The sequence below is a fragment of the Ruegeria sp. HKCCD4315 genome, assembly GCF_013112245.1.
GTDB lineage: Bacteria > Pseudomonadota > Alphaproteobacteria > Rhodobacterales > Rhodobacteraceae > Ruegeria.
Genome location: NZ_WVRN01000001.1, coordinates 585851 through 610493 on the forward strand (window position 1 = coordinate 585851; position 24643 = coordinate 610493).

The 24643-nt window shown below is 56.4% G+C and carries 28 protein-coding genes; 16 read left to right on the forward strand and 12 right to left on the reverse strand.

Features of this window, described 5'->3' with window-relative positions:
* Nucleotides 1–55 precede the first annotated feature (55 nt).
* The gene (locus tag GS646_RS02820; RefSeq protein ID WP_171188794.1) at nucleotides 56–949 is read left to right on the forward strand and encodes a LysR family transcriptional regulator; all 894 of its coding nucleotides are present in this window, start codon (nucleotides 56–58) and stop codon (nucleotides 947–949) included.
* A gap of 182 nt (nucleotides 950–1131) precedes the next feature.
* Here the strand turns inward: GS646_RS02820 and GS646_RS02825 are convergent, their stop codons facing one another.
* Nucleotides 1132–2349 carry a zinc ABC transporter substrate-binding protein gene (locus tag GS646_RS02825; protein ID WP_171648514.1) on the reverse strand — a complete coding sequence of 406 codons (1218 nt, stop codon included), beginning with the start codon at nucleotides 2347–2349 and terminating at the stop codon, nucleotides 1132–1134.
* A 57-nt stretch (nucleotides 2350–2406) separates the two neighbouring features.
* Here GS646_RS02825 and GS646_RS02830 point away from each other — a divergent pair, with 57 nt between their 5' ends.
* Genes GS646_RS02830 through GS646_RS02840 form a run of 3 tightly spaced genes read left to right on the forward strand, consistent with a single transcriptional unit; the run spans nucleotide 2407 to nucleotide 4477 of the window.
* Nucleotides 2407–2919, forward strand: a complete 513-nt coding sequence (locus GS646_RS02830; protein ID WP_171648513.1) for a transcriptional repressor — start codon at nucleotides 2407–2409, stop codon at nucleotides 2917–2919.
* 2 nt (nucleotides 2920–2921) lie between these two features.
* A complete protein-coding gene (locus tag GS646_RS02835) occupies nucleotides 2922–3680 on the forward strand; it encodes a metal ABC transporter ATP-binding protein (protein ID WP_171648511.1) in 759 nt (252 codons plus the stop codon).
* Nucleotides 3680–4477, forward strand: coding sequence for an iron chelate uptake ABC transporter family permease subunit (locus GS646_RS02840; protein ID WP_171648509.1), 798 nt, complete (start codon nucleotides 3680–3682; stop codon nucleotides 4475–4477). Before GS646_RS02835 ends, GS646_RS02840 begins: the two co-directional genes overlap by 1 nt.
* 12 nt (nucleotides 4478–4489) lie before the next feature.
* Here the strand turns inward: GS646_RS02840 and GS646_RS02845 are convergent, their stop codons facing one another.
* Both GS646_RS02845 and GS646_RS02850 read right to left on the reverse strand, forming a co-directional pair.
* Entirely contained in the window at nucleotides 4490–6004 is a 1515-nt protein-coding gene (locus GS646_RS02845; protein WP_171648507.1) for a malonyl-CoA synthase, read from the reverse strand.
* Nucleotides 6005–6085: 81 nt separating this feature from the next.
* On the reverse strand, nucleotides 6086–6682 hold the full coding sequence (locus tag GS646_RS02850) for a LysE family translocator (protein ID WP_171188805.1): 597 nt from the start codon (nucleotides 6680–6682) through the stop codon (nucleotides 6086–6088).
* Nucleotides 6683–6755: 73 nt separating this feature from the next.
* Between GS646_RS02850 and GS646_RS02855 the strand changes: the two genes are divergently transcribed.
* Nucleotides 6756–7208 carry an Lrp/AsnC family transcriptional regulator gene (locus tag GS646_RS02855; protein WP_171188807.1) on the forward strand — a complete coding sequence of 151 codons (453 nt, stop codon included), beginning with the start codon at nucleotides 6756–6758 and terminating at the stop codon, nucleotides 7206–7208.
* A gap of 119 nt (nucleotides 7209–7327) precedes the next feature.
* A complete protein-coding gene (locus GS646_RS02860; protein ID WP_171188809.1) occupies nucleotides 7328–7906 on the forward strand; it encodes a PA14 domain-containing protein in 579 nt (192 codons plus the stop codon).
* 45 nt (nucleotides 7907–7951) lie between these two features.
* Here GS646_RS02860 and GS646_RS02865 read toward each other — a convergent pair whose 3' ends face one another.
* Nucleotides 7952–8914, reverse strand: a complete 963-nt coding sequence (locus tag GS646_RS02865; protein WP_171188811.1) for an L-malyl-CoA/beta-methylmalyl-CoA lyase — start codon at nucleotides 8912–8914, stop codon at nucleotides 7952–7954.
* Between the two features lie 295 nt (nucleotides 8915–9209).
* On the opposite strand from GS646_RS02865, the gene dgcN reads away from it, so the two are divergent.
* The 3 genes from dgcN (at nucleotide 9210) to GS646_RS02880 (ending at nucleotide 12122) form a co-directional block, all read left to right on the forward strand.
* Nucleotides 9210–10211, forward strand: coding sequence for an N-acetyltransferase DgcN (dgcN, locus tag GS646_RS02870; protein WP_171188813.1), 1002 nt, complete (start codon nucleotides 9210–9212; stop codon nucleotides 10209–10211).
* A gap of 74 nt (nucleotides 10212–10285) precedes the next feature.
* Nucleotides 10286–11251 carry an N-acetyl-D-Glu racemase DgcA gene (dgcA, locus tag GS646_RS02875; protein ID WP_171648505.1) on the forward strand — a complete coding sequence of 322 codons (966 nt, stop codon included), beginning with the start codon at nucleotides 10286–10288 and terminating at the stop codon, nucleotides 11249–11251.
* A gap of 10 nt (nucleotides 11252–11261) precedes the next feature.
* The gene (locus GS646_RS02880; RefSeq protein WP_171188817.1) at nucleotides 11262–12122 is read left to right on the forward strand and encodes a D-amino-acid transaminase; all 861 of its coding nucleotides are present in this window, start codon (nucleotides 11262–11264) and stop codon (nucleotides 12120–12122) included.
* A gap of 39 nt (nucleotides 12123–12161) precedes the next feature.
* Here GS646_RS02880 and GS646_RS02885 read toward each other — a convergent pair whose 3' ends face one another.
* The 3 genes from GS646_RS02885 to GS646_RS02895 all read right to left on the reverse strand — a co-directional run bounded on the left by GS646_RS02885 (nucleotide 12162) and on the right by GS646_RS02895 (nucleotide 13621).
* On the reverse strand, nucleotides 12162–12476 hold the full coding sequence (locus GS646_RS02885) for a DUF1244 domain-containing protein (RefSeq protein ID WP_170469595.1): 315 nt from the start codon (nucleotides 12474–12476) through the stop codon (nucleotides 12162–12164).
* 80 nt (nucleotides 12477–12556) lie between these two features.
* Entirely contained in the window at nucleotides 12557–12796 is a 240-nt protein-coding gene (locus GS646_RS02890; RefSeq protein WP_171648503.1) for a DUF6868 family protein, read from the reverse strand.
* Nucleotides 12797–12883: 87 nt separating this feature from the next.
* Nucleotides 12884–13621 carry an N-formylglutamate amidohydrolase gene (locus GS646_RS02895; protein WP_171188822.1) on the reverse strand — a complete coding sequence of 246 codons (738 nt, stop codon included), beginning with the start codon at nucleotides 13619–13621 and terminating at the stop codon, nucleotides 12884–12886.
* Nucleotides 13622–13762: 141 nt separating this feature from the next.
* On the opposite strand from GS646_RS02895, the gene pyk reads away from it, so the two are divergent.
* The 6 genes from pyk to GS646_RS02925 all read left to right on the forward strand — a co-directional run bounded on the left by pyk (nucleotide 13763) and on the right by GS646_RS02925 (nucleotide 19234).
* On the forward strand, nucleotides 13763–15208 hold the full coding sequence (gene pyk / locus GS646_RS02900; protein ID WP_171188824.1) for a pyruvate kinase: 1446 nt from the start codon (nucleotides 13763–13765) through the stop codon (nucleotides 15206–15208).
* 251 nt (nucleotides 15209–15459) lie between these two features.
* Nucleotides 15460–15897: a universal stress protein gene (locus GS646_RS02905; protein WP_171096253.1), complete on the forward strand. Its 438-nt coding sequence runs from the start codon at nucleotides 15460–15462 to the stop codon at nucleotides 15895–15897.
* A gap of 13 nt (nucleotides 15898–15910) precedes the next feature.
* Nucleotides 15911–17461: a sodium:alanine symporter family protein gene (locus GS646_RS02910; protein WP_171188827.1), complete on the forward strand. Its 1551-nt coding sequence runs from the start codon at nucleotides 15911–15913 to the stop codon at nucleotides 17459–17461.
* 184 nt (nucleotides 17462–17645) lie between these two features.
* Nucleotides 17646–17846, forward strand: coding sequence for a 50S ribosomal protein L35 (gene rpmI, locus GS646_RS02915; RefSeq protein ID WP_005981143.1), 201 nt, complete (start codon nucleotides 17646–17648; stop codon nucleotides 17844–17846).
* 14 nt (nucleotides 17847–17860) lie between these two features.
* On the forward strand, nucleotides 17861–18226 hold the full coding sequence (gene rplT, locus GS646_RS02920; protein WP_152457001.1) for a 50S ribosomal protein L20: 366 nt from the start codon (nucleotides 17861–17863) through the stop codon (nucleotides 18224–18226).
* A gap of 201 nt (nucleotides 18227–18427) precedes the next feature.
* A complete protein-coding gene (locus GS646_RS02925) occupies nucleotides 18428–19234 on the forward strand; it encodes a phytanoyl-CoA dioxygenase family protein (protein ID WP_171188829.1) in 807 nt (268 codons plus the stop codon).
* A gap of 256 nt (nucleotides 19235–19490) precedes the next feature.
* Here the strand turns inward: GS646_RS02925 and GS646_RS23190 are convergent, their stop codons facing one another.
* On the reverse strand, nucleotides 19491–19976 hold the full coding sequence (locus GS646_RS23190) for a DUF3124 domain-containing protein (protein WP_171180915.1): 486 nt from the start codon (nucleotides 19974–19976) through the stop codon (nucleotides 19491–19493).
* A gap of 154 nt (nucleotides 19977–20130) precedes the next feature.
* The gene (locus GS646_RS02935) at nucleotides 20131–21522 is read right to left on the reverse strand and encodes an aspartate aminotransferase family protein (protein ID WP_171096246.1); all 1392 of its coding nucleotides are present in this window, start codon (nucleotides 21520–21522) and stop codon (nucleotides 20131–20133) included.
* Between the two features lie 222 nt (nucleotides 21523–21744).
* Between GS646_RS02935 and GS646_RS02940 the strand changes: the two genes are divergently transcribed.
* On the forward strand, nucleotides 21745–23373 hold the full coding sequence (locus GS646_RS02940) for an acyl-CoA synthetase (protein WP_171188831.1): 1629 nt from the start codon (nucleotides 21745–21747) through the stop codon (nucleotides 23371–23373).
* Here the strand turns inward: GS646_RS02940 and GS646_RS02945 are convergent.
* The 3 genes from GS646_RS02945 to GS646_RS02955 all read right to left on the reverse strand — a co-directional run bounded on the left by GS646_RS02945 (nucleotide 23370) and on the right by GS646_RS02955 (nucleotide 24639).
* Nucleotides 23370–23705: a DOPA 4,5-dioxygenase family protein gene (locus tag GS646_RS02945; protein WP_171188833.1), complete on the reverse strand. Its 336-nt coding sequence runs from the start codon at nucleotides 23703–23705 to the stop codon at nucleotides 23370–23372. The two genes, GS646_RS02940 and GS646_RS02945, sit on opposite strands and share 4 nt — an antisense overlap.
* An 86-nt stretch (nucleotides 23706–23791) precedes the next feature.
* Nucleotides 23792–24430: a maleylacetoacetate isomerase gene (gene maiA / locus GS646_RS02950; protein ID WP_171188835.1), complete on the reverse strand. Its 639-nt coding sequence runs from the start codon at nucleotides 24428–24430 to the stop codon at nucleotides 23792–23794.
* A gap of 11 nt (nucleotides 24431–24441) precedes the next feature.
* Nucleotides 24442–24639 carry a DUF2783 domain-containing protein gene (locus GS646_RS02955; RefSeq protein WP_171105539.1) on the reverse strand — a complete coding sequence of 66 codons (198 nt, stop codon included), beginning with the start codon at nucleotides 24637–24639 and terminating at the stop codon, nucleotides 24442–24444.
* Nucleotides 24640–24643 lie beyond the last annotated feature (4 nt).

A 24643-nucleotide genomic window follows, 5' to 3' on the forward strand; every position in this document is an offset into this window, starting at 1 on the left:
AAATTTGAGGAAAGACGGAAACGATGAATGGAATACATTCACCTTAGGAATGATTGTGACGCGGCCGATCCCTCTTCACCAGATCAATGCATTCGATGCATCAGCGCGACATCTGAGTTTTTCGCGGGCCGCGCGGGAACTGAACGTCCAGCAGCCAGCGATCAGCCGTCAGATCGCCGCCCTTGAAGCAGAGCTGGGTACGCAGCTATTCCTTCGAAGTAAGCCGAAACTGACTTTAACCGAAGACGGAACCCTTCTGGCCAAAGCCGTAGGCGCAGGTTTCGAGGCGATCCGAGACGGGTTTGAAGCGTTGCAAAGCCGTCACGCGGTTGACACCTTGAAGGTCAGTGCAAGTATCGGCTTCACTAGCCACTATCTGCTGCCAAGGCTGGCCGAGTTTCAGGCCACCTTTCCGGATGTCAAACTTCAGGTCATGACGCGAGATCAGAACGACGATTTCGATCCAAACGCCTGCGATGTCGTTATTCTGTTCGGGGAAGGGGGGCTTGCGCAAACCGTAAGCGGTTTGATTTTCAAGGAAGGCATGATCGCTGTGTGCCATCCTGATCTGTTGGACAACCGTGCGCCCTTCGATTTGCAATCGCTGTCGGAACAGAAACTACTGCACCTCAACAGCGCAGATCATCGTGGCGACTGGAATCGTTTCTTCGCCGGAACTGGGCTTGTTATTTCGCAACCGCCACCTCATGACACGTATGTCAGTTACATGGTTTACCTGCGTGCGATTTTGAACGGGCTCGGTGTCGGAATCGGCTGGTCTCCCTTGATGCGTGAATACCTTACAAATGGATCGCTGTTACGCGCCTGCGATCACGAGCGCGAGACGTCACGAGGGTACTTTTGTTCGGTTACCCCATCGGGCTCTGGCAAGGCTGGCGCCGCACAGTTTTTGGACTGGATTGTGCAATCGGATCGCAACACAAGCTGACTTTTGCGCGGTTTGTGTTGCAGCAAAGACCGACAGCGATTGATTGCGCGCCTTTTTTGAACCGGGTGTTGACGTGATTATTTGAGCGCCCGGGGTAACACTGCCACCCAACTGAAATACTCGCAAAAAGCGTTGCCCCGGGCTGCAAGCAGCCCGACCTTGGCCGGGCTGAAAAGACAGATTCAGAGGCACTCGGCCAGGGATTTCGCCAGACTACGAATGACATTTGGATAAAGATCGACACCCGGTTCCAGATTGGATCCCAGCGGATCAATCACGCTGGTTTTTGCTTCGACGCCACCCATAACGCTTTCTACGATCCCCGGGTCGAACTGTGGTTCTGCCAAGACGCAGTCAATACCTTCATTGCGGATACGCCCTTGAATTTCTGCTATGCGCGCTGGGCTTGGGTCGGACGCATCACCGATCGAAATTGCGCCTGAGGCGGGGAAGTCGAAGGCGTCCTCAAAATACTGGTAGGCGTCGTGGAACACGATGAAACTGCCGCCGCGTACGGGGTCCAGTGTTTCGGCCACTTCAGCAGACAGCGCAGCCATTTCGTCGCGCGCAGCTGCGGCGTTGGCAAAATAGGTGCCAGCATTTTCAGGGTCCGCCGCAGACAGCTGCGCCGCGATCACATTCAGCCAGGTTTCTGCATTTGCCGGTGACAGCCAGGCATGGGGGTCATGGTCGCCATGGGCGTGCCCTTCGTGGCCATGGTCGTCGTGATCATCATGGTCATCCTTGGCGTGATCGTCATGATCGTGCTCCTCATGATCGTCGTGATCATGCCCATCTTCTTCGGCATGATCTTCGTGGTCGTGATCGTCGTGATCATCATGCCCGTCGTGGTCCGCATGTTCTTCGTGATCATGGTCGTCATCTTTGGCATGATCGTCATGATCGTGCTCGTCATGATCGTGCCCATCTTCTTTGGCGTGATCTTCATGGTCGTGATCATCGCCGTGGTCGTGATCGTCGTGATCCTTGTCTTCGGCGTGGTCGTCATGGCCATCTTCGTCCCCGTGATCATGCGCCTCGAACAGTGCGTTTTCGCGGAAATCAAGAAGAACAGTACCGTCGGCCTCCAGCATGGATGTGACGGTTGCACCGTCGGCCAGCGTATCGATCGCATTCTCCATCCATGGCGTCAGATCTTCGCCCATCCAGAACACAAGATCGGCCTCTTGCAGCGCAGCGGCTTCAGACGGGCGAAGGTTGTATTCATGCGGCGATGCGCCCGGCGCAACGATCAGGTCCGGGGTTCCGACACCGTCCATAACACGGGCGACCAGCGAATGGACCGGTGCAATATCAACCGCAACATTTGGTGCGTCCGCAAGGGCCGTTCCACCCATCAATGCAGCTGTGATCGACAATGGAAGAAGCTTTCTGGACATCAGACCCTCTGTGTGATTTTATAACGTTGCGAGTGGCAATACATGATATGAAATAACATGACAAGTGATGCACGCCCTGTACCGGCCAAAGACACGGCTCCGGTAGGGTTTCAAGAACATGACCATCAGACATGCGTCGAGACGGCCCTGGCCTCGGCCGAAGCCCGGTGTGCGGCTGAAGGGCTGCGCCTGACGCCAGTGCGCCGCAAGGTCCTTGAAATGCTGCTGCAAGAGCATCGCGCGATTGGCGCTTACGGAATTCTGGACCGGCTTCGCGATGAAGGTTTTGGCTCACAGCCGCCCGTTGCGTATCGCGCATTGGATTTTCTGGTGCAGAACGGATTTGTCCACAAGATCGAGCGGTTGAATGCGTTTGTGGCGTGCTCGCATCCGGGTCAGTCGCATTCTCCGGCGTTCATGATCTGTAGAAAGTGTGATGCCGTGGCCGAAGCGCAATCGGCCCCCGCCAAAGGTGTTCTGGGCGCTGCCGCACGCGCGGCGGGTTTCGAGATTGAGCGTACGGTTGTGGAAGCCGAGGGTCTCTGCCCCGACTGCACCGAAAAGGCATAAAGATGGCCTTGATCACCGTTGAAAACCTCAGCGTGCGCTATGGGGCGCATACCGTGCTGAGCCACGTTGACATGGCAGTTGAACCGGGTGAGATCGTCACCATCGTCGGTCCCAATGGTTCGGGAAAAACCAGCTTGCTGCGGGCCATTATCGGTGCGACGCGTCCGTCTTCTGGGCAAGTGTCCCTGAAGCCAGGTCTGAAGATTGGGTATGTACCTCAGAAACTGCATGTCGACCCGACTTTGCCCATTTCCGTCGAACGGTTTATGCGCCTGACCGACCGTGTGTCGCGCAAGCAGTGTGTTGCAGCGCTGGAAACTGCCGGTGTGCCGGATCTGTTGCACCGCCAGATGTCGCAGTTGTCCGGTGGACAGTTCCAAAGGGTGCTGTTGGCACGGGCGTTGATCAACCGGCCTGATATTCTGTTGCTGGACGAGGCGACCCAGGGGCTGGATCAACGTGGGTCAGCCAGCTTCTATCAACAGATTGAGGCGGTGCGCCGTGAAACCGGATGTGCCATCCTGATGATCAGCCACGAATTGCACGTGGTCATGAGCGCCTCGGACAGGGTGATTTGCCTCAATGGGCATGTCTGTTGCGAAGGCTCTCCGGCGGTTGTGGCATCGGCACCGGAATACCGGGCCCTGTTTGGCACGGGCACCGGTGGTGCGCTGGCGTTGTACCGGCACGAGCATGACCACAATCACGATCATGATCATGATCATGATCATGACCACCCACCCAAAGAAGCGGCAGAATAATGCTTGATGATTTCATGACTCGCGCGACGCTCGCCGGTGTCGGCGTGGCCTTTGCAGCGGCCCCTTTGGGGTGCTTTGTCGTGTGGCGGCGGATGGCGTATTTCGGGGATGCAACGGCGCATGCCGCGATTCTGGGCGTGGCGTTGTCGCTGACCTTTCAGATGTCGATCTTCACCGGCGCACTGGCCGTTGCGTTGATCATGGCGCTGACCGTGACCCTGTTGGCCGGTCGCGGCTATGCGATGGATACCCTATTGGGCGTTCTGGCGCATTCTGCCCTGGCGTTTGGATTGGTGGCTGTGTCGTTCCTGTCCGGTGTACGCATCGATTTGATGGCGTATCTGTTCGGGGATATTCTGGCAGTCTCCCGTTCGGACCTCATCGTGATCTGGGGCGGTGCGGCGTTGGTTGTTGCGCTGATCACCTGGCGCTGGTCGCAGTTGTTGACGGCCACTTTGAACGAAGAACTGGCTTATGCCAGTGGCTTTGATCCTAAGCGAGAGCAGTTGATCCTGACATTATCCCTGGCTGTCACCGTGGCCGTAGCGATCAAAGTTGTGGGCGTTCTGCTGATTGCGGCCATGCTAATCATTCCGGCCGCAGCGGCCCGCAACTTGGCGCGTTCACCCGAGTCCATGGCCCTGATTTCCGCCGGGATCGGCGCGTTTTCAGCCGTTGCAGGGCTAAGAGCGGCTTATGTTTTTGACACCCCTGCGGGACCATCGATTGTCTGTGTGGCGGCAGTTTTGTTTGCCTGCCTCAGCATCCTTGGATGGAAATCCCAAGGCAGGGTATAAAGACGCTCAACCTTAGGCGTTTGTGAACATGTCCTTGTACTGATCGCGTAAGACGTTTTTCTGAACTTTGCCCATGGTATTACGGGGCAGTTCATCCATCACGATCAATTTGCGCGGATGTTTGAACCGCGCCAGGCTTTCACACACTGAGGTTTGTATCTGGTCCAAATCGGGGCTTTCTCCGGGCTCGGCCACGATCACACCCAGGACGGTTTCGCCGAAGTCCGGGTGCGGCACACCGATCACCGCGCTTTCCAGCACACCGGGTTGGTCATCCAGAACCAACTCGATCTCTTTGGGGTAAATGTTGTAGCCGCCCGAGATAATCAGGTCTTTGTTTCGGCCAACGATAAGGACATACCCGTCCTCATCTATGCGCCCCAGATCGCCGGTGATGAAGAACCCATCCGCGCGCAGTTCCGCAGCGGTCTTCTCGGGCATCTGCCAATAGCCTTTGAAGACATTGGGGCCACGTACCTCTAGGACACCGATTTCTCCTTGCGGGAGGGTGTTGCCGTCAGCGTCACAAACCTTCAGCTCGACATCGGGCAACGGGAAGCCGACTGTCCCGGCGCGGCGCTCTCCGTCATAGGGGTTTGACGTGTTCATATTTGTTTCGGTCATGCCGTAGCGTTCCAGGATACGGTGGCCGGTGCGATCCTCGAACTGCACATGGGTGTCGGCCAGCAAAGGGGCAGAGCCGGACACAAACAACCGCATATGGGCCGACAGGTCCTTGGTGAAACGCGCGTCGCCCAGAAGGCGGGTGTAGAAGGTTGGAACGCCCATCATTGACGTGGCGCGCGGCATCCAGTCGATGATCTGGTCCAGATCGAATTTGGGCAGCCAGATCATGCTGCCCCCGACTGCCAGCATGACGTTAGTCGCCACAAAGAGCCCATGGGTGTGAAAGATCGGTAAGGCGTGCAGCAGCACATCGTCTGAGGTAAAGCGCCATTCCTCGACCAATGTTTGCGCGTTGGACAACAAGTTGTTCTGCGATAGCATCGCGCCCTTCGACCGCCCCGTAGTTCCGGATGTATAGAGGAACGCGGCCAGGTCCTCTCCGTCCCGGTCAACGGTCTCGAAATGCACAGGCATATCTTTCGCCTGATCCATCAAAGAGCCTGTGCCATCGGCGCTCAGGGTCTCAACCTGTGCGTCAAGCCGGGCTGCAATAGGCGAAAGGTTGTCTAGGGCGCCGCTGTCACAAACAACTAACGACGCACCGCTGTTTTCGATGAAATAGGTCAGCTCATCCGCAGTATAGGCGGTGTTGAGCGGCAGAAACACAAGGCCCGCTTGCGCGCAGGCGGCAAAAAGCGCCAGCGCCTCGGGCGATTTTTCGATCTGCGCGGCCACGCGATCCCCGGGTTTCAGACCCAGCTTTGCCGATACATGCGCGATTTGAGCCGCGGTGTTCAAAAACGCCTGATAGCTGAGGGCTTCACCATCAGGCAAATACAAAAAAGTTGTGTCTTTTCCTGCGTGAACGCCGAACAAACCATCGTAAAGTGGGTTGGCCATCAGGGATACCTTTCTTGTATGCCGCATAGCGTGTCAGATGCTATGCGGGATAGCCCAAGAACCACGGCTTGTCATCATAACTCAATGCGGCCAAAGCACAGGGTAGAGCGAGGCAATAAGCAGCGCTGCCATAGTCCAGTTGAAGGCCACCAGCCTGCGCGGATTTGTCAGCACGCGCGCCATCTGCTGACCAAGGACCGTCCAGGTGCTGACCGAGGGCAGATTGATCGCCCCAAAAACAAGGGCCACCAGCAGGATCGCGTACAGTGTCTGATTGGGGGCATATGCCGTCGTGGCCGTCAGGGCCATGGCCCACGCCTTGGGATTCACCCATTGAAAGGCGGCCGCTTGCAGAAATGTCATCGGGACACCCGACGCCTCGGATCCTTGGGCTGGTGCGGCATGGGCAATCTTCCAAGCCAGATACAGCAGATAGACGACGGAAACGATTTTCAACGCTGTGTGGCTGATCGGGTATCTGTCGAACACCTGCACCAACCCTGCACCAACCAGCAGCACCATGACCGTGAACCCCAGGCCAATGCCCAACATATGCGGGATCGAGCGTCGAAAACCAAAATTCGCGCCTGATGCCATCAGCATCAGGTTGTTTGGCCCCGGGGTGATCGAGGTCACGAAGGCAAAGACGATCAGGGCCATCAGGATGTCATAGGTCATTGCGCGCAGTATTGCCCGGGTCTGAAAGAATGAAATTGCTTTTTCGTGCGTCTTTTCGGTAAGTTCGCAACATATGATGAAGAATGATCAAATAAACCGCCAGATATTGCGTGAATTAACACGTGATGGGCGGATCAGTAACCTGGAATTGGCCGAACGGGTCGGTCTGTCGCCCTCGGCCTGTCTGCGCCGCGTGCAAGAGCTTGAAAAGGCTGGGGTTATCACTGGCTATCGCGCGGTTCTGGACCCAGCCGCCATGGGGGTGGGCTTTGTTGCCTATATCGGTGTTGGCTTGGGTGAGCACACAAAAGCCGCGCAAGAGGGGTTTGAACGCGCCCTGCAACAAGCCCCCGAGGTTGTCGAATGCCACAACATCACTGGCACTATCGAATACTTACTTCGGGTCGAATGCGCCGACCTGCCGTCCTACAAGACTTTTCATACCGAGGTGTTGGGAACACTGCCCCATGTTACGTCGATCACATCTTATGTGGTTATGGGATCGCCCAAGGACTTGCGCGCGTAACGTCTGAAATTGTGAAGCTTCACTCTCTTGCAGGGTAAAAATTCACGGCCTAGTGTCACTGTAATGACGTTGCCAGGGGATAAGCCTAGCCAAAACGGCACGCAAACAGGGAGATAACGATGAAACTTGTTCAAACATTGGCAGCCGCAATTGCCGTGTCGGTGGTTGCCGGGGCTGCTTGGTCTGCACCGCTGAAACTACAACCCGCCAGTCCGCAACCCAGCCCGAAGGCAGGGTTGAACGTAAAGTACTTTGGTACGGGCAACCAGCACAAGAAGATCCGGGATTTGAGTCAGGCAAAAAGCCTATTGTCTAAAGCGAAGCCCGGACAACCGCTGCGGGGGTTGGATTACAGGGACACAAGCAAGGGCGAAGACGTTATGACGTTCGACCAGGCTTATAACGTTGCCGCCGAAGTGACAGGCTATATGCGGTTCAACTCGCCCGGGGTTTACGAGTTGGAAACGTGGTCCAATGACGGGATCGAGGCTTGGGTAGGAGGCCAACAGATTGGCCGTGTATCCGGCATTCAAGGCTGTGAAGCCAATCAGCGCACCGAAGTAGAAGTGCCCAAGGCGGGCTGGTATCCGTTGAAGATCGTTTACTTCCAGAAGCTGGGAACCTCTTGCCTGATGATGAAGTCAGGAAAAAAGGGTGAACGCTTTACGTGGACACCCAATGAAGTATTTGGTCGTTGAAGTATCCGCAAAAAAAGGGCGCTCGATTGAGCGCCCTTTTTTAACTTAGCTGCCTGCCGCAATCAGTTCAGCCTGAGCCACAATGACTTCGGCCTGCTTGATTGAGGCGATGTCGACCAAACGCCCTTTATAAACAGTCGCGCCTTCGCCATTTGCCTTGGCCTGCTCCATGGCCGCAAGAATTTCGCGCGCCTCGGAAACGGCTTCGTCCGATGGGGTAAAGACCTGATTGGCCAATGCGATTTGCTTGGGATGGATCGCCCATTTACCGACCATACCCAAAGTTGCCGACCGTTTGGCCTGCGCGATATAGCCTTCGTCGTCGCTGAAATCACCGAACGGCCCATCCACCGGCAACACGCCATGAGTTCGGCAAGCAGCAACGATGGCGGCTTGCGCCCAGTGCCACGGATCAGACCAGTGTTTTTCACCATCGCGCAGCATATAGTAGTTTTCCTGCGTGCCGCCGATGCCGGTGGTCTGCATTCCCATCGAGGCCGCGAAATCCGCTGCCCCAAGACTCATGGCCTGAAGGCGGGGGGATGAGGCCGCGATTTCTTCGACATGCGCGATGCCGGCAGAAGATTCGATGATGACCTCAAAGCTGATTGGTTTTGTGCGGCCCTTGGCGCGTTCGATGGCAGTGACCAGCGCGTCCACCGCATAGACATCCGCCGCGCATCCGACTTTGGGGATCATGATCTGGTCCAAACGGTCGCCTGCCTGCTCAAGAACGTCGACAACATCGCGGTACCAGTAGGGCGTGTCCAACCCGTTGATCCGGACGGACATGTATTTGTTGCCCCAATCAACGGTATTCAGCGCTTCAATGACATTGGTGCGTGCAACATCCTTGTCCGAAGGCGCAACCGAATCCTCGAGGTCAAGGTTGATCACATCCGCAGCCGAAGCGGCCATTTTGGGGAACAGCTTGGTGTTCGACCCGGGGCCAAAAAGCTGACAACGGTTTGGACGCGCCGGTGCGGCAGGTTGGATGCGAAAACTCATCTGGACCTCGTGTGAGTAATGAAATTGCGATTTTCCTGCTCAATGAGGTATTAAATTGCGCATGGCGGCGCAAGAGCGTTTGTGCACCTGCGGCAATGCGGTTGCAGAATGCAGCAATGGAGCAAGTTGAAGAAGGTGATTAAAGTTTAGTCACTTTGAAAACTTCGAAGATTTTTGCGCTTCTTGGCAAATCTGCGCACGATAATCGCGCCCCGACCATTCTGGGCGGACAAAAACGCGAAACGCTCGTTTTGCCGCTTCTCTAGCTTAGGCCGGAATCAAAGGAGTGACCGCAATGATCGAGACACCGTACCTGCTGTTTTTGGGCGATGCGCCCGACCAATTGGCGGCCAAAGTGGCTGTGGGCATCAAAGATTGGCGTCCCGAAAACGCCGTCGGCCAATACCGCATGGAAGGGTGCAAGGCTGACCTGGGTCTGACGGATATGACCCTGACCGAGGCAAAAGAAGCCGGTGCAAAGACTTTGGTTATCGGCGTGGCCAATCGTGGCGGTGTCATCAGCCAGGACTGGAAAAAGGTTCTGGTTATGGCGCTGGAGGAAGGATTCGACCTGGCCTCGGGCCTGCACAACCTTCTGCGCGACGAACCCGATCTGGTGGCCGTCGCCGAAGCAACCGGTCAAAAGCTGCACGACGTGCGTGTGCCTGAGGTGGATTACCCAATTGCCAACGGAATCAAGCGCAAGGGCAAGCGTTGTCTGGCTGTGGGCACCGATTGTTCGGTCGGCAAGATGTACACTGCGATGGCGATGGACGCGGAAATGCGCAAGCGTGGTATGAAGTCAACGTTCCGGGCGACTGGTCAGACCGGCATCCTGATCACCGGCGATGGTGTGCCGCTTGACGCGGTGATTGCGGATTTCATGGCCGGTTCAATCGAATGGCTGACGCCCGACAATGATGAGGACCACTGGGACCTGATCGAAGGGCAGGGTTCGCTGTTCCACGTGTCTTATTCCGGCGTGACGATGGCACTGATCCATGGGGGTCAGCCGGACGCCCTGATCCTGAGCCACGAACCCACCCGTGAACATATGCGTGGTCTGCCGACTTATCAGCAGCCATCGTTGGAAGCCCTGCGCGACACCGCGCTGGCGCTGGCCAAAGTGGCGAACCCGGATTGTCAGGTTGTCGGCGTTTCGGTGAACACGCAGCATATGTCTGAAGAGGATGCGACGGCTTATTTGGCCAAGATCGAAGCCGACATGGGCCTGCCTGCAACCGACCCGTTCCGCTTTGGATCCGGCAAGCTGGTGGACGCGCTGGCTGCGATATGATCTGAGACACGTGCCGGTGGCGGGTTCTTCCGCCTCCGGCGGGAGTATTTGGAAAAAGATGAAGGAGCGGTTGCGTGCAGATAGAGGTCTCTCGCGATGTGTTTCGGCTGGCGCAGGTTTTTACCATCTCGCGCGGGTCGCGAACCGAAGCAAAAGTGCTGACGGTTCGGGTTTCGGATGGGACGCATCAGGGCTGGGGCGAGTGCGTTCCTTACGCGCGCTATGATGAAACGCTCGAGTCGGTTGAGGCCGAGATTGCCGGTCTGCCTGTGGACTTTAGCCGACAGTCGCTGATGGACCTGCTGCCTGCGGGAGCTGCCCGGAACGCCGTGGATTGCGCGTTGTGGGATCTGGAATGCAAACGCGCTGGCAAGCGTGCTTGGGATCAGGCTGGCCTGCCGGTACCCGGCCCCGAGATCACGGCCTACACATTGTCGCTGGACACGCCGGAGGCGATGCAGAAACAGGCGGCTGTGAATGCACATCGCCCGCTGCTGAAGATCAAACTGGGTACGCCTGATGATATGCCTCGGCTTGAGGCTGTGCGTGCTGGAGCGCCTAAATCCAAGATTATCGTAGACGCGAACGAAGGGTGGTCTGCCGAGGTTTACGCCGACCTCGCCCCGCATCTGGTACGTTTGGGTGTGGCGTTGGTTGAGCAACCTTTGCCTGCGGGGGACGACGATGCGCTGATTGGTATGCACCGTCCCGTGCCGGTGTGCGCAGACGAATCCTGCCATGACCGCGCCAGCCTGCCCAAGCTGAAGGGCAAATATGATGTCATTAACATCAAGCTCGACAAAACCGGCGGTCTGACCGAGGCGCTGGAGCTGCGCAAGGCCGCAATTGCCGAAGGCTATGACATCATGGTGGGTTGCATGGTTGGCAGTTCACTTGCCATGGCCCCTGCGACACTTCTGGCGCAGGGTGCGATGGTGACAGACCTTGACGGGCCGCTTTTGTTGGCCGAAGACCGCGACACCCCGCTGATTTTTGACGACGCCGGAGTGCACCCGCCGGTGTCCGCGCTCTGGGGCTGAGGAGACAAACATGACCCGAACCGTATACGTAAATGGCGAATACCTGCCCGAGACCGAAGCCAAGGTATCCATCTTTGACCGTGGCTTCCTGTTTGCAGACGCGGTTTACGAAGTCACCAGCGTTTTGGATGGCAAGCTGATCGACTTCGAAGGTCATGCGGTTCGCCTGAAACGATCGCTGGACGAGTTGGAGATGGCCGAACCCTGCACCAAGGACGAGTTGCTTGAGATTCACCGCAAGCTGGTTGAGCTGAACGAAATCGAAGAAGGTCTGGTTTACCTGCAGGTTTCACGCGGCAGCGATGGCGACCGGGATTTTGTTTTCCCATCCGCAGATACCAAACCCAGCCTTGTTCTGTTTACGCAGAACAAGCCCGGGCTGGCTGATAGTCCGGCTGCACAGAAAGGCGCCAAAATCATCTCGATTGAAGATATCCGCTGGGGCCGCCGCGATATCAAAACCGTCCAGCTGCTCTACCCGTCGATGGGCAAGATGATGGCCAAAAAAGCAGGCTGCGACGATGCCTGGATGGTCGAAGACGGTTATGTGACCGAAGGCACCAGCAACAACGCTTATTTCGTCAAAAACGGCAAAATCGTCACCCGCCCGCTGTCCAACGATATTTTGCACGGAATCACGCGTAAGGCTGTATTGCGCATGGCAGCCGAAGCGCAGATGGAAATCGAAGAGCGTTTGTTTACAATCGACGAGGCCAAAGAAGCGGATGAAGCCTTCACAACCTCGGCCAGTGCTTTTGTCATGCCGGTGGTCGAGATCGACGGGGTTGCGCTGGGCGACGGCACACCGGGGCCGATTGCCAAACGGCTGCGCGAAATTTATCTGGACGAAAGCCGCAAGGCAGCGATCTAAAGAAAAGGCCCGCCGATTTGGCGGGCTTTTTATTTGGGCTCAGCCCTTTTTCGTTACATTTTCTTCGAAAGCAACTTTGAAGGCTGCCTGTTTCTCGGGGCTGGCGTCGGTCTGATAGTTGGCTTTCCATTCATCCATGGTCATGCCGTAAAACACCTCGCGGGCCTCGTCCTTGCCCATCTCGATGCCTTTTTCATTGGCGGCTTCCTGATACCAGCGCGACAGGCAATTGCGGCAGAATCCGGCCAGATTCATCATGTCGATGTTCTGAACGTCGGTGCGGTCTTCCATCAGGTGTTTTTGCAGCCGACGAAACGCGGCGGCCTGAAGTTCGATTTCGGTTTGCTTGTCCATAAGGCTGCTCCGGGTGGCTTTGTGTGCTGTGCTTGACCTAACAACCCCGCAGCCTTGTTACAATAAGCCGGCTGGCCCACCTACATCAGTTTCAAAGCCAGCCAGGGCACAATGCAAAAGACAAGGGTTAGAATCTTGTAATTGGCAAGATATCTGAAATACGCACGTTTCACGTCTGGCTGCTCCATTTGGAACAGCTTGCCATGAATGCCCGCAATCCAATCCTGCAGCAGCAGGACCATGACAGTGGTGAACAGAAGAACCGCGATATTGAGGGCGGCCATCCAGCCGAAAAAAGTTGTCAGAAACTCATGTGTCACGACGATCCCCTTTCCCCTACTATATGGGGATCAAGCTGTGCGCTCACAACAGCGTGAAGTACGGATCGCAAACCGCGACCTGCGTCTTCAAAGGTCACTGGAATCCAGTGCGTCTTGCAAGACAACTGCCAAACGTTCGGCCCATTCCCTTTGCCCAGCGTGATCTGCAATCAGGTCATTGCGCAACTCGATCAAAGCGTTAGGACGGCCAAAAGCGGTGCAGTGCTTGTCAATCGCGTCACCCGGCAACACGCCAGTGTAAGGTTCGTTGACGCCAACACACAGATCACCTTCGGCCTGAAGACGTTCGATCAGGGGGCGTGAAAAACGTTTGTCCGGGGTGTGCAAGACGCCGATGTGCCAGGGGCGAGGATCACGTCCGCGAAGCTGGCGGGTGAAGGAATGCATTGAAACGACCACCGCATGGGGCAGGGCGGCCATCTGCGCCAGCGCCTCGTGATAGGGGCGATAGCACATGTTCAGCCGCCTTACGCGCTCGGCGGCGTCCGCGTGGCGATTGCCGGGGATGATCGAACCGTCATAGAGCTTCATCAACAGGGTCGGGTCGTCCTCGCCACGGTTGGGGTCAATGACAAGGCGCGAGAAATTGGCGGCAATCACTGGTGCATCCAAAATCTCTCCGAGATGCTTGGAGACTTCATATGCGCCGACATCATAGGCAATGTGGCGTTCCATATCTTCACGTGGCAAACCAAGGTCGCCGCCGTTTACTTCGGGGGGAACGGTATTGGTTGCGTGATCACATGTAATCAACCAGCGCGACGGGCGATCCGCGCCGTGAACAAAAAATGGGGTGTACGTCATGAGCCTGTCATCTAGTTTGTCGCAGGTGTAGGGCAGTTGCTTTGAAAAGGGAATTGCGCAATAAGCACTCAGCCGATGTTTGCGGTAACATTTTGCTGTACCCTAATCAGCAAGTAAGACGACGTAAGGAGATCAAGACCAATGCGACGCCTGAGAAATGTAAAAATCGTGGCGACGCTGGGACCGGCGTCGAGTGACTATGACACCATTCGTGCTTTGCATGAGGCAGGGGCCGATGTGTTTCGACTCAACATGAGCCACGGCAGCCACGATGAGATCCGCGAGCGGCACAAGATTATTCGGCAGGTCGAAAAGGATCTGGACAGCCCGATTGCCATTCTGGCTGACCTTCAGGGGCCAAAGCTGCGCGTTGGCGTCTTTGCCAATGAGGCGGAAGAGTTGGAGGAAGGCGCGGCCTTCCGCCTTGATCTTGATCCCACCGCCGGAGACATAAACAGGGTATGCCTGCCGCATCCCGAGATTTTTGCGGCGCTTGAGCCGGGTGCGCGCCTGTTGGTGAATGATGGCAAGATCCGCCTGACGGTTCAGGACTGCGGTCAGGATTTCGCCAACTGCACGGTCGAGGTTGGCGGCACCATCTCGAACCGCAAGGGTGTGAATGTCCCGGATGTTGTGCTGCCGCTGGCGGCGTTGTCGGCCAAGGACCGCGACGATCTGGAGTTTGTCTGTCAGCTGGGTGTCGACTGGCTGGCGCTGAGCTTCGTACAGCGTGCCAAGGATGTGTTCGAGGCCCGGTCTTTGGCTGACGGTCGTGCTGCGATCCTGTCAAAGATTGAAAAGCCCGCTGCGGTTGAGGCGTTTGACGATATTCTCGATGCGTCAGATGGGATCATGGTGGCGCGGGGTGATCTGGGCGTGGAACTGCCGGTCTCTGCTGTGCCGCCAATCCAGAAACGTCTGGTCCGTAGGTGCCGTGGCGCTGCCAAACCGGTCATTGTGGCGACCCAGATGTTGGAAAGCATGATCGAAAGCCCGATGCCCACCCGCGCCGAAGTATCGGATGTGGCGACGGCGATCTATGAAGGAACGGACGCCATCATGCTTAGCGCGGAATCGGCCGCTGGAGCCTATCCGGTTGAGGCTGTGCAGACCATGAACAAGGTCGCCATCGAGGTTGAGGCCGACCCGACTTATACCCAGATCATCTCCGCCTCGCGCACTGCCAAGGGTACCACTGTTGCCGACGGCATCGTAGCGGCAGCCCGTGAGATTGCAGAAAAGACCGACATCAAGGCCATCTGTTGTTTCACCCAAAGCGGCACAACGGCCTCTCTGACTGCGCGCGAACGTCCAGGGGTGCCGATCATTGCCATGACCTCGCAACGCGGCACGGCGCGTCGGTTGTGTCTGAGCTGGGGCTGTAACTGCGTGATGACGCCTGAACTGCAACGCTTCAAGGGTGCAGTGGTCAACGCGGCCCGCGCTGCACGTGCTGGGGGATTTGCGTCCGAGGCGGATCAGATTGTCGTCACGGCGGGCGTGCCTTTCAACGTTCCGGGTACCACGAACATCCTGCGCGTGGCCCCCTGCGACGAACGCCTGATCTACAGCACCGATCCTGAATAGGCTTTTCCCCGGATAGTCCCGGAATTTAGTTAGCGGCCGCTGGCAAAGCGGCCGTTTCCTTTTTTGTACGCGAAAAACTTGATTTATAAGCGAAATTTGACCCGTACAGGTGAATTTGGCACAATGGGCTTCATTCGTGGGTAGAATTTCCAGATAAATGACCTAGGGGCAGTCTTAGCCAAAGTTCCAAGTTCCGGCTGCCCTGCCGGGGGCACGGGCCCCGGACTGAACAACAATAATGGAGGAACAAGATGACAACAAAGATTGTCATAGGACTCGACGGGACAGAGACCGGCGAACGCGCGATTGCCTTTGCCAAAGATCTGGCAAAGCTGATCGGAACATGCGAATTGCTGGTTGCCTATGTGATAGAATGGTCCCCTTACACATTTCAAACACCGGAAGAAAACGCCCTGCGCCACAAACGGCGCGAGGAAGAGGTCGCTTTGGCGTCGTCACGTATCGTGACACCTGCCGTTGACGCCCTCAAGGCAGCTGGTTTCGAAGCGCATGGCGTCGTTCGACATGGCGATGTGGCGGAAACTCTGAATGCCATCACGGTCGAAAACGGCGGCTCCCAAATCGTTGTGGGTCGGGCTTCGGCAGATGGTATCAAGAAACGCATCTTCGGCAGCTCGACACAGAACCTTGTGATGCATGCCGACGTCCCGGTCACAGTTGTAAATTGAGGTGGGCAGGAAAATGAAAACGCTACAACACCTGTATCTTGCGGCGATTGCCGCCTTCATGGCCACTGCCGCTTCGGCGCAAGAGGCTCCGGGTCTGGATGACAAGATTAATCAGGCCTTTGCTGATGCAACCGGGCCCTTTGTCAGCTTTATCTTCGCTCCGTTTCCGGGAACCGGATTTCCGTGGATCGTGGGTTGGCTGGTCGTCGCAGCCACGGTTTTCACGCTGTATTTCGCTTTCGTGCAGTTCCGCTTTTTTGGGCACTCGATCAGCCTTGTCAAAGGCGACTATTCCGACCCCAATGATGCCGGTGAGGTCAGCCACTTTCAGGCTCTGGCCACAGCGCTGTCTGGTACTGTTGGTCTTGGTAATATTGCCGGTGTGGCGGTTGCCATCGGGATCGGTGGGCCGGGGGCCACGTTCTGGATGATCGTCGCGGGCCTGTTGGGCATGGCTTCAAAATTCACCGAATGTACACTGGGCGTGAAATACCGCAATGAATATGACGATGGCACCGTCTCGGGCGGCCCGATGTATTATATGTCCAAGGGCTTTGCCGAGCTTGGATTGCCTGGCGGTAAGATCCTCGCGGTTCTTTTCTCGATCTTCTGTATCCTTGGTGCGCTGGGCGGGGGCAACATGTTCCAGGCCAATCAGGCGCACCAGCAGATCGCAGGAATCGTCGGGGATTACCCCGGTTGGATCACTGGTCTGGTCTTTGCGGCCATTGTCTTTGCGGTAATCGTAGGTGGTCTGAAGTCGATTGCGCGTGTGACTGAAAAGGTCGTACCGTTCATGGGCGTGATGTATGTGCTGGCAGCGCTGGTCATCATCATTATGCACGCTGATCAGATCGGCTGGGCCTTTGGCCAGATCTTCGCGGGTGCCTTCACGGGTCTCGGTGTTGCGGGCGGCATGGTCGGTGCGCTGATCCAGGGCTTCCGCCGAGCGGCGTTTTCGAACGAAGCGGGTGTGGGCTCGGCCGCCATTGCACACTCGGCTGTTCGGACCAAGGAACCGATCACCGAAGGCTTTGTATCGTTGCTTGAACCGTTCATCGACACCGTTGTGATTTGTACCATGACAGCGCTGGTAATCATTATCACGCAGCAGCTGATCGTCGATCCGGCGACGGGCAACTACATGCTGAACGAGGCGGGTAACGCCATTGCCACCGTTGATGGCAACTCCGGCGTCAGCCTGACCTCTGCCGCCTTCGGCAGCGCGTTCAGCTGGTTCCCCTTCATCCTGGCGATTGCCGTGGTTCTGTTTGCCTTCTCGACCATGATCAGTTGGTCCTACTACGGCCTGAAAGCCTGGACTTACCTGTTCGGCGAAGGTCACACCAAAGAGCTGGTGTTCAAGATCATCTTCTGCGTCTTCGTTGTCATCGGTGCGGCGGCCAATCTTGGTCCTGTCATCGACTTCTCGGACGCGGCGATCTTTGCGATGGCTGTGGTGAACGTCTTTGCGCTCTACTTCCTGATGAAAGTGGTGCGTCAGGAACTGGCATCTTATGCAGAACGGCTGAAAAGCGGTGAAATCCGCAAGTTCGGCCATTAACACAAACCACCGGGGCGGCAACCGTCGCCCCGGTGTCAGACCAACCGCGCACAAAGCGCAGATTCTGATCGAATCCCCCTTGCCAGTATGACGGAACTTGCGTAAATGGCGCTTCTGATCGCGTGACCGGCCGAGATGGCATGCCGAGTCGCGTTTGAAACCGAACCCGAAAAAGGAGACGGAAATGCCTAAGATGAAGACCAAGTCGAGCGCCAAAAAGCGCTTCAAGGTGACTGCGACCGGTAAGGTCATGGCAGGCCAGGCCGGCAAGCGGCACGGCATGATCAAGCGGACCAAGAAGTTCATCCGCGACGCCCGTGGCACCACCACCCTGTCCGCCCCCGACGCCAAGATCGTCAAGGGCTACATGCCCTACGACCGCTAAGAGGAGATTAAGAGATGTCCCGCGTTAAAGGTGGAACCGTAACTCACGCCCGTCACAAGAAGGTCATTAAGGCTGCCAAAGGTTATTATGGTCGCCGCAAGAGCACCTTCAAGGTTGCCCGTCAGGCCGTCGACAAGGCCAACCAGTATGCAACCCGCGACCGTAAGAACCGCAAGCGCAACTTCCGCGCGCTGTGGATCCAGCGTATCAACGCTGCTGTCCGTTCGCATGACGAAGCTCTGACATATTCCCGCTTCATCAACGGCCTGAACCTGGCCGGTATCGAAGTGGACCGCAAAGTTCTGGCCGACCTAGCCGTGCACGAACCGGAAGCGTTCGGCGCGATCGTCGCCAAAGCTCAGGCCGCTCTGACTGCCTGATCTTCTGAAAAGAGACAGTGAAAGAAAAGCCGTCCCGGTTTGGGGCGGCTTTTTTGCATCATGGGTTGAAAAGCTCCAAGCGCGCATTCGGTACGGTATGTTTCAATTTTCATTGGCGCCGACGCAAACCAAAGCCGAAACAGGCTTGGCAGGTCATATTTTTCCACTAACGATTGCTTAGTCATTTCGTGGGAGGCGACGATGGGAATCGACCAAAGGGTACGAACTTGGGCGAACGCTTACAATCGGGACGGTTATGTAGGTGGTGTTCCGATCCTGACTGAATCCGAAGCGCAAGAACACCGTGCCGCAATGGAATGGGCCGAAAACCAACTAGGTGCGTCCATGCATTATAAGTCCAAAGCGCACACAATTCTAACTTCGCCGTACAAGCTTGCTACGCACCCCCTGATGCTCGATCTCATCGAAGCGCTGATCGGGCCCGACATTCTGTTGTACAATGTTACCTACATCATCAAAGAACCTGGCTCGACCTCGCATGTCAGTTGGCATCAGGATCTGACGTATTGGGGCCTGAGTCATGACGACCAGGTATCCGCTTGGCTCGCCTTGTCGCCAGCGGACGAGGAAAGCGGTTGCATGCGAATGCTCCCGGGAAGTCACGCGAATGGTGTGATGAGCCATGAAACAACGGAAGATGACGATAACGTTCTTTTGCAGGGGCAGACTGTTCTTGGAGTTGATGAGAGCAAGGCTAAGCTTTGTCCGCTGCGTCCGGGCGAGGCGAGTTTTCACCATGGTTGGACGCTTCATGCCTCGATGCCGAACAAAAGTAAGGATCGCCGAATTGGGCTGAATATCCAGTATCTTGCGGCGCATGTACGTCAGACCAAACATGATCTCGATACGGCAATGCTGGTGCGCGGAGAAGACAATTTCGGCCATTTTGGAATCGACACTCCCGCTGAAAGCGATCTTGATCCTGTGGCGGTGCATAGGCAAATCGAGCTGGAACAGCGTCATGTTGAAATAGCAGGAACAGCCTGAAGCATTGACGAAACGCTTTGGGCAAAACGCAAAGCAGAGAGTGGCCCAAACGCTGGCCGCTCTGACTGCCTGATCCTCTTTCGAGAGATTTCGAGTTCAAGGCCGTCCCGATTGGAGCGGCCTTTTTTGAACGTAGAGAATGTCGGCTCTGAGCCCAAATTTAGCTCCAGTCGCAGTGGCAAAGAACCAGTCACTGTTGCTTAGGTATTGGCTTAATGGTCGAGCTGGTCACATAGAAGCAAAGTAGTGGTCGGTGTTACGGTTCTTGTGACAACACCTGACCTCGGCTTGTAAACGAGATCCCTTGAGTGCCGCTTCCACCGACCATGATTGCTTCTACGATAGGGGGTGACACCGGAACTTCTGCCGACCATGTGACTACGAAATTCGCGCCAATGCCGTCTCCGACGCTACCAATAGGTACAAGCGCATTCATTGACCCAAATGGCATCAGTTGAACGGGCTCATTTATGAGGGTTTCCAGAAGCTGCCCCGCTCTGTCGTAATATTCGACGCGCTCAACTTTGATCTCTGATTGAAGACTAATGTTGTGCACAACGAGGGTAGACGCGAGCGGTTCGCTGCGCCCCTCCTGCGTGAATACTCGCGAGTAGGAGGGAACATAGATGACTTGAGATGTTACACTCTCCGAAACTTGTGCGAATGAAGGGCTTGGTACAGTCGTCAACGAAACCAAAGCCATTGAGAGTGACCAGAAATATCTGCGGGAGAAAAACTTCATTTAGGAGAATGCTCCGTTTGTTCAGTCGTGAATATGAGCATACGGATGACAAGATTCGGCGCAAGAAAATGACCGCTTTGTCCGCACTTCGACTATTCACAAAAAAAACCGACACTCGATGTGCCGGTTTTTCTTTTTTTAATATTCGGTCAGCTTACCCGAAAACACGCCCCAGCGCGCCATCGACCGCGTCGGTGATCTGGTCGATGTCGTCCGCCGTTGCGATCAGTGCGGGCGAGAAGCACAGCGTGTTGTTACGGCTGGGGATCGAGCGGTTGGTGGCACCGATGATGACGCCCTGCGCCATACAATCGGCGACAACGGCTTGAACCCGCTTTTCGTCCATCGGGTCTTTGGTCGCACGGTCAGTGACCAGTTCGGCCCCCAGGAACAGGCCCTTGCCGCGTACGTCACCAATGACTTTGTGCTTTTCCATCAACGCTTGCAGGTTGCCCATCATGCGGTCGCCCATGTCGGTGCAATTGCCCAGCAGGTTCTCATCTTCGATGATGCGCATGTTCTCAATCGCTGCCGCCGGACCGGCCGTGCAGCCGCCAAAGGTCGAGATGTCACGGAAATAGTTCAGCGGATCCGACGCGTCGTCCTTGAACATGTCAAAGACTTCTTCGGTGGTGACCATGCAGGCAATCGCCGCATAGCCCGAGGCCACGCCCTTGGCCATGGTCACGAAGTCAGGTTTAATGCCGTATTGCTGGTATCCGAACCATGTGCCGGTCCGGCCAACACCGCAGACAACCTCGTCGATATGCAGCAGCACGTCGTATTTCTTGCAGATCTCCTGCACGCGCTGCCAATACCCTTCGGGCGCTTCGATTACGCCGCCGCCAGCCGTTACCGGTTCAAGGCACAGGGCACCAACTGTGTCGGGGCCTTCGCGCAGGATGACCTCTTCGATCTGATCCGCCGCCCATTCGCCGAAATTCTCTTCCGGTGCGCCGTCCAGTTCGTGCTTGCGGTATTCCATGCAGTGCGGCACGCGTACGAAGTCAGGCGCGAAAGGTCCGTATTGCGCAGTCCGTTCATCCTGACCGCCGGCCGACATGGTTGCCAACGTCGAGCCGTGATAGTCGCGGTCGCGGTACAGAATCTTGGTCTTCTTGCCGCCGTAGCGCTTATGCGCGATCTGACGGACCATCTTGAAGGCTTTCTCGTTCGCTTCAGAGCCGGAGTTGGTGTAGTAGACGCGGCTCATTCCCGGCATCTTGTCGATCAGCTGTTCGGCAAAGATTGCGCCGGGGATCGAGCCTGCCGAGTTGGCGAAATAGCATAGTTTCATCAACTGATCATAGACGGCCTTGCAGATCGATTCGCGGCCATAGCCAACGTTCACGGTCCACACTCCACCGGAAACAGCGTCCAGGTGTTCTTTGCCCTTCTGGTCCCAGACGCGCATGCCTTTGCCTTCGACAATGATGCGCGGGTCATTGGTTTCAAAGGGTTTATGCTGAATCAGGTGGTGCCAGATATGAGCGCGGTCGGCCTCGACCACGCGGGAAAGATCGTTTTCGTTGAACGTGCCGTCCATGACAAGTCCTTTCACTGAGATGCGCTTGAGGGGCTATTGGTCAGGCCACACCCCCGCCTGTGTTTAAGATGCTTCAGATCACCGCGAAAGGCCCGTTGTAAGTAGGGCCAGATCGCGCCATCCCATATTGCCAGAAGTTGGGCCTATCGTATTACTACGGATTTGTCAGAGCACCAAGATTATGCTCAAGTCGCGCGAACTGTGATTTGGGAGGATCAGCAGATGACAGCCACAAACATCTACGAGCGTCATTTGGACAAAAGCCGGGCCAACTACACGCCTTTGTCGCCGCTGACGTTCCTTGAGCGAACGGCGCAGGTCTATCCGGATTACCCTTCGGTGGTGTATGGGGACCGCCGGTATTGTTGGGCTGAAACCTATGCCCGGTGCCGACAACTGGCGGGTGCGCTGACCGCGCGTGGCATCGGCAAGGGCGATACCGTTTCAATCATCGCAGCGAATATTCCCGAGATGTATGAGGCTCATTTTGGCGTGCCGATGGCAGGCGCTGTTTTGAACGCCATCAATACGCGCCTGGATGCACCAATCGTCGCTTTCATTCTAAATCACGCCGAAGCCAAGGTGCTGCTGGTTGACCCGGAGTTTTCAGGTGTTGTGAAAGAGGCGCTGAAGCAGGTCGAGCGTGACATTTTGATTATCAATATCGAAGACCCGAGCTTTGAGGGCGGTGAGACACTGGGCAGTCTGACATATGATGCTTTGCTGAGCGAAGGTGACCCGGAATTCAATTGGTCCTTGCCAAACGATGAGTGGGACGCAATCACGCTGAACTATACCTCTGGTACAACAGGCAACCCGAAAGGGGTTGTTTATCATCACCGGGGCGCAACCCTGAACGCGCAGTCGGACTTGCTGGATTGGGATATGCCCAAACATTCCGTCTACTTGTGGACACTGCCGATGTTTCACTGCAATGGCTGGTGTTTCCCTTGGGCCATGGCGGCAAATGCGGGTGTGTCTGTCTGTCTGCGCGCCGTGCGGGCCGAGCCGATCTATGCGGCGTTCCGCGATGAGAAAGTCACCCATTTCTGCGGTGCGCCCATCGTTTTGAACATGCTGGCCCATGCACCGGATGAGCTGAAAGACTTTGATCACCAGATCAAGGTAATGACCGCAGGTGCCCCACCGCCTGCGGCAGTGATCGAAGCGATGGAGGCGATGGGCGTCGAAGTCACCCATGTCTACGGCCTGACCGAGACGTACGGGCCCTCGGTCGTGTGTGCCTGGAAAGACGAGTGGAATGAGAAAGGGCCAGAAGATCGCGCTGCTCTGAAAGTACGGCAGGGTGTGCGGTACACGGCGCTGTCTGGCCTGATGGTGGCCGATCCCGAAACGATGGAACCCGTGCCTTCTGATGGCGAAACTATGGGTGAGATTTTCATGCAGGGCAACGTGGTGATGAAAGGGTATCTTAAGAACCCGGACGCCACGGACGGGGCCTTTAAAGGCGGCTGGTTTGCGTCCGGCGATCTGGGTGTTATGCATCCCGATGGATATATCGCCCTCAAGGATCGATCCAAGGACATCATAATTTCAGGTGGCGAGAATATCTCGTCCGTTGAGGTCGAGGGTATCCTTTATAAACACCCGGCGGTGATGGAGGCGGCTGTGGTTGCGCGTCCAGACGAAAAATGGGGCGAAACGCCTTGTGCCTTTGTCGAGCTGAAACCCGAAGCAACCGCGACCGAAGCAGAGCTGATTGCCTTCTGTCGGGACAACATGGCCCATTTCAAAGCACCTAAGACCGTCGTGTTTGGCACCCTGCCGAAGACATCTACGGGCAAGGTGCAAAAATTTGTCCTGCGGGATCAGGCGCGGTCGCTGGACTAAAGCTTGTCGAAGATCGAAAGGTTCAGATCCAGCATCTCACCCATCCAGATTGCCCGATCGCGGTGATCTTCCAGATGCTCACCGGTTTCGGGATGGGTGAACACGGTCAGGCCCTGCCGGTTCAACATCAGCCATGGCATGACCTGATCAAAAGCGTCGGCGGCAAAGCCTAACTGGCAACTCCAGCGCGGATGAGGACCGACGTTGCGGGCATGCATACGCCCCATCTGAACCGGGAATAGCCGCGCGGCCTCTTCACAGACCTGTTGCGCCGTATCCTGCGTGTCGGCATCGAAATAGACATGGGCGTGGTAGCCGGTGATCTCGGGCATGGGGGACCTCATTTCTTTGATTTATCAAAGCTAAGGTCAAACGGGGCATACGCCTAGGCGCACAGGCACACAGGGCCTGTGCAGGGTTATTGGGGTGCATGCGCGTCGGGATGCGCTGCAACAAAGGCTGGATGACTAGCGCAGGCTGCTTCAACCCCCAGAACACGTGGCATGTCCGACAGTTCCACCTGCCAGCGGCGTGCATTGTAGAGTTGAGGGATCAGGCAGATGTCGGCGAGGCTTGGCTGCGAACCGGTACAATACGGGGCCTGTTCAAACGTGCCCAACATGGTCTCAAAGGCTTGCAAGCCGGGCCGGATGAAGTGCCGCATCCAATCTCCGGGCATGTCGGTTGCTTCTTTGCTTAACGACGTCGCGTGACGTGCGACAGACAAGTTGCAGACCGGGTGAATATCCACCGCAATTGCATATGCAAGTGCCTGTACACGCGCGCGCTCGACCGCGTCGTTGGGTAGTAAATTAAGTTGGCGCGTTCGGTCCAGATAGTCGAGGATGGCCAAAGACTGTGTCAGGCGGTGCCCGTCGACATCCAGTACCGGCACAAACCCTTGCGGATTGCGTGCCAAATGCTCAGCGCCTTTGTGTTCGCCGCCCACCAGATCGACAACAACGGCGTCATAGTCGATTGCGGCCAGATTCAGGGCGATCCGCACACGATAGCTGGCTGAGGACCGCCAATAGTCGAAAAGAACGGGTTTGTTCACGTTAAAACCCGTCAGTTTTCGGTCAAAGCGGCTGCGCGAATGGCGTCGGACAACACCGTTCCGTCGCCGATGTGATTGGCAAGAACCAACACCAGTCGGGCGTTCAGCGCGTCGCTGTCGGCTTTTTCAAGCCCTTCATGCGCCGCCAAAAGGGTGGCGTAAAAGTCGTCGGCGTTGTCGAAATTGGGGGTTAGGATCAAGTCTGACATTGCG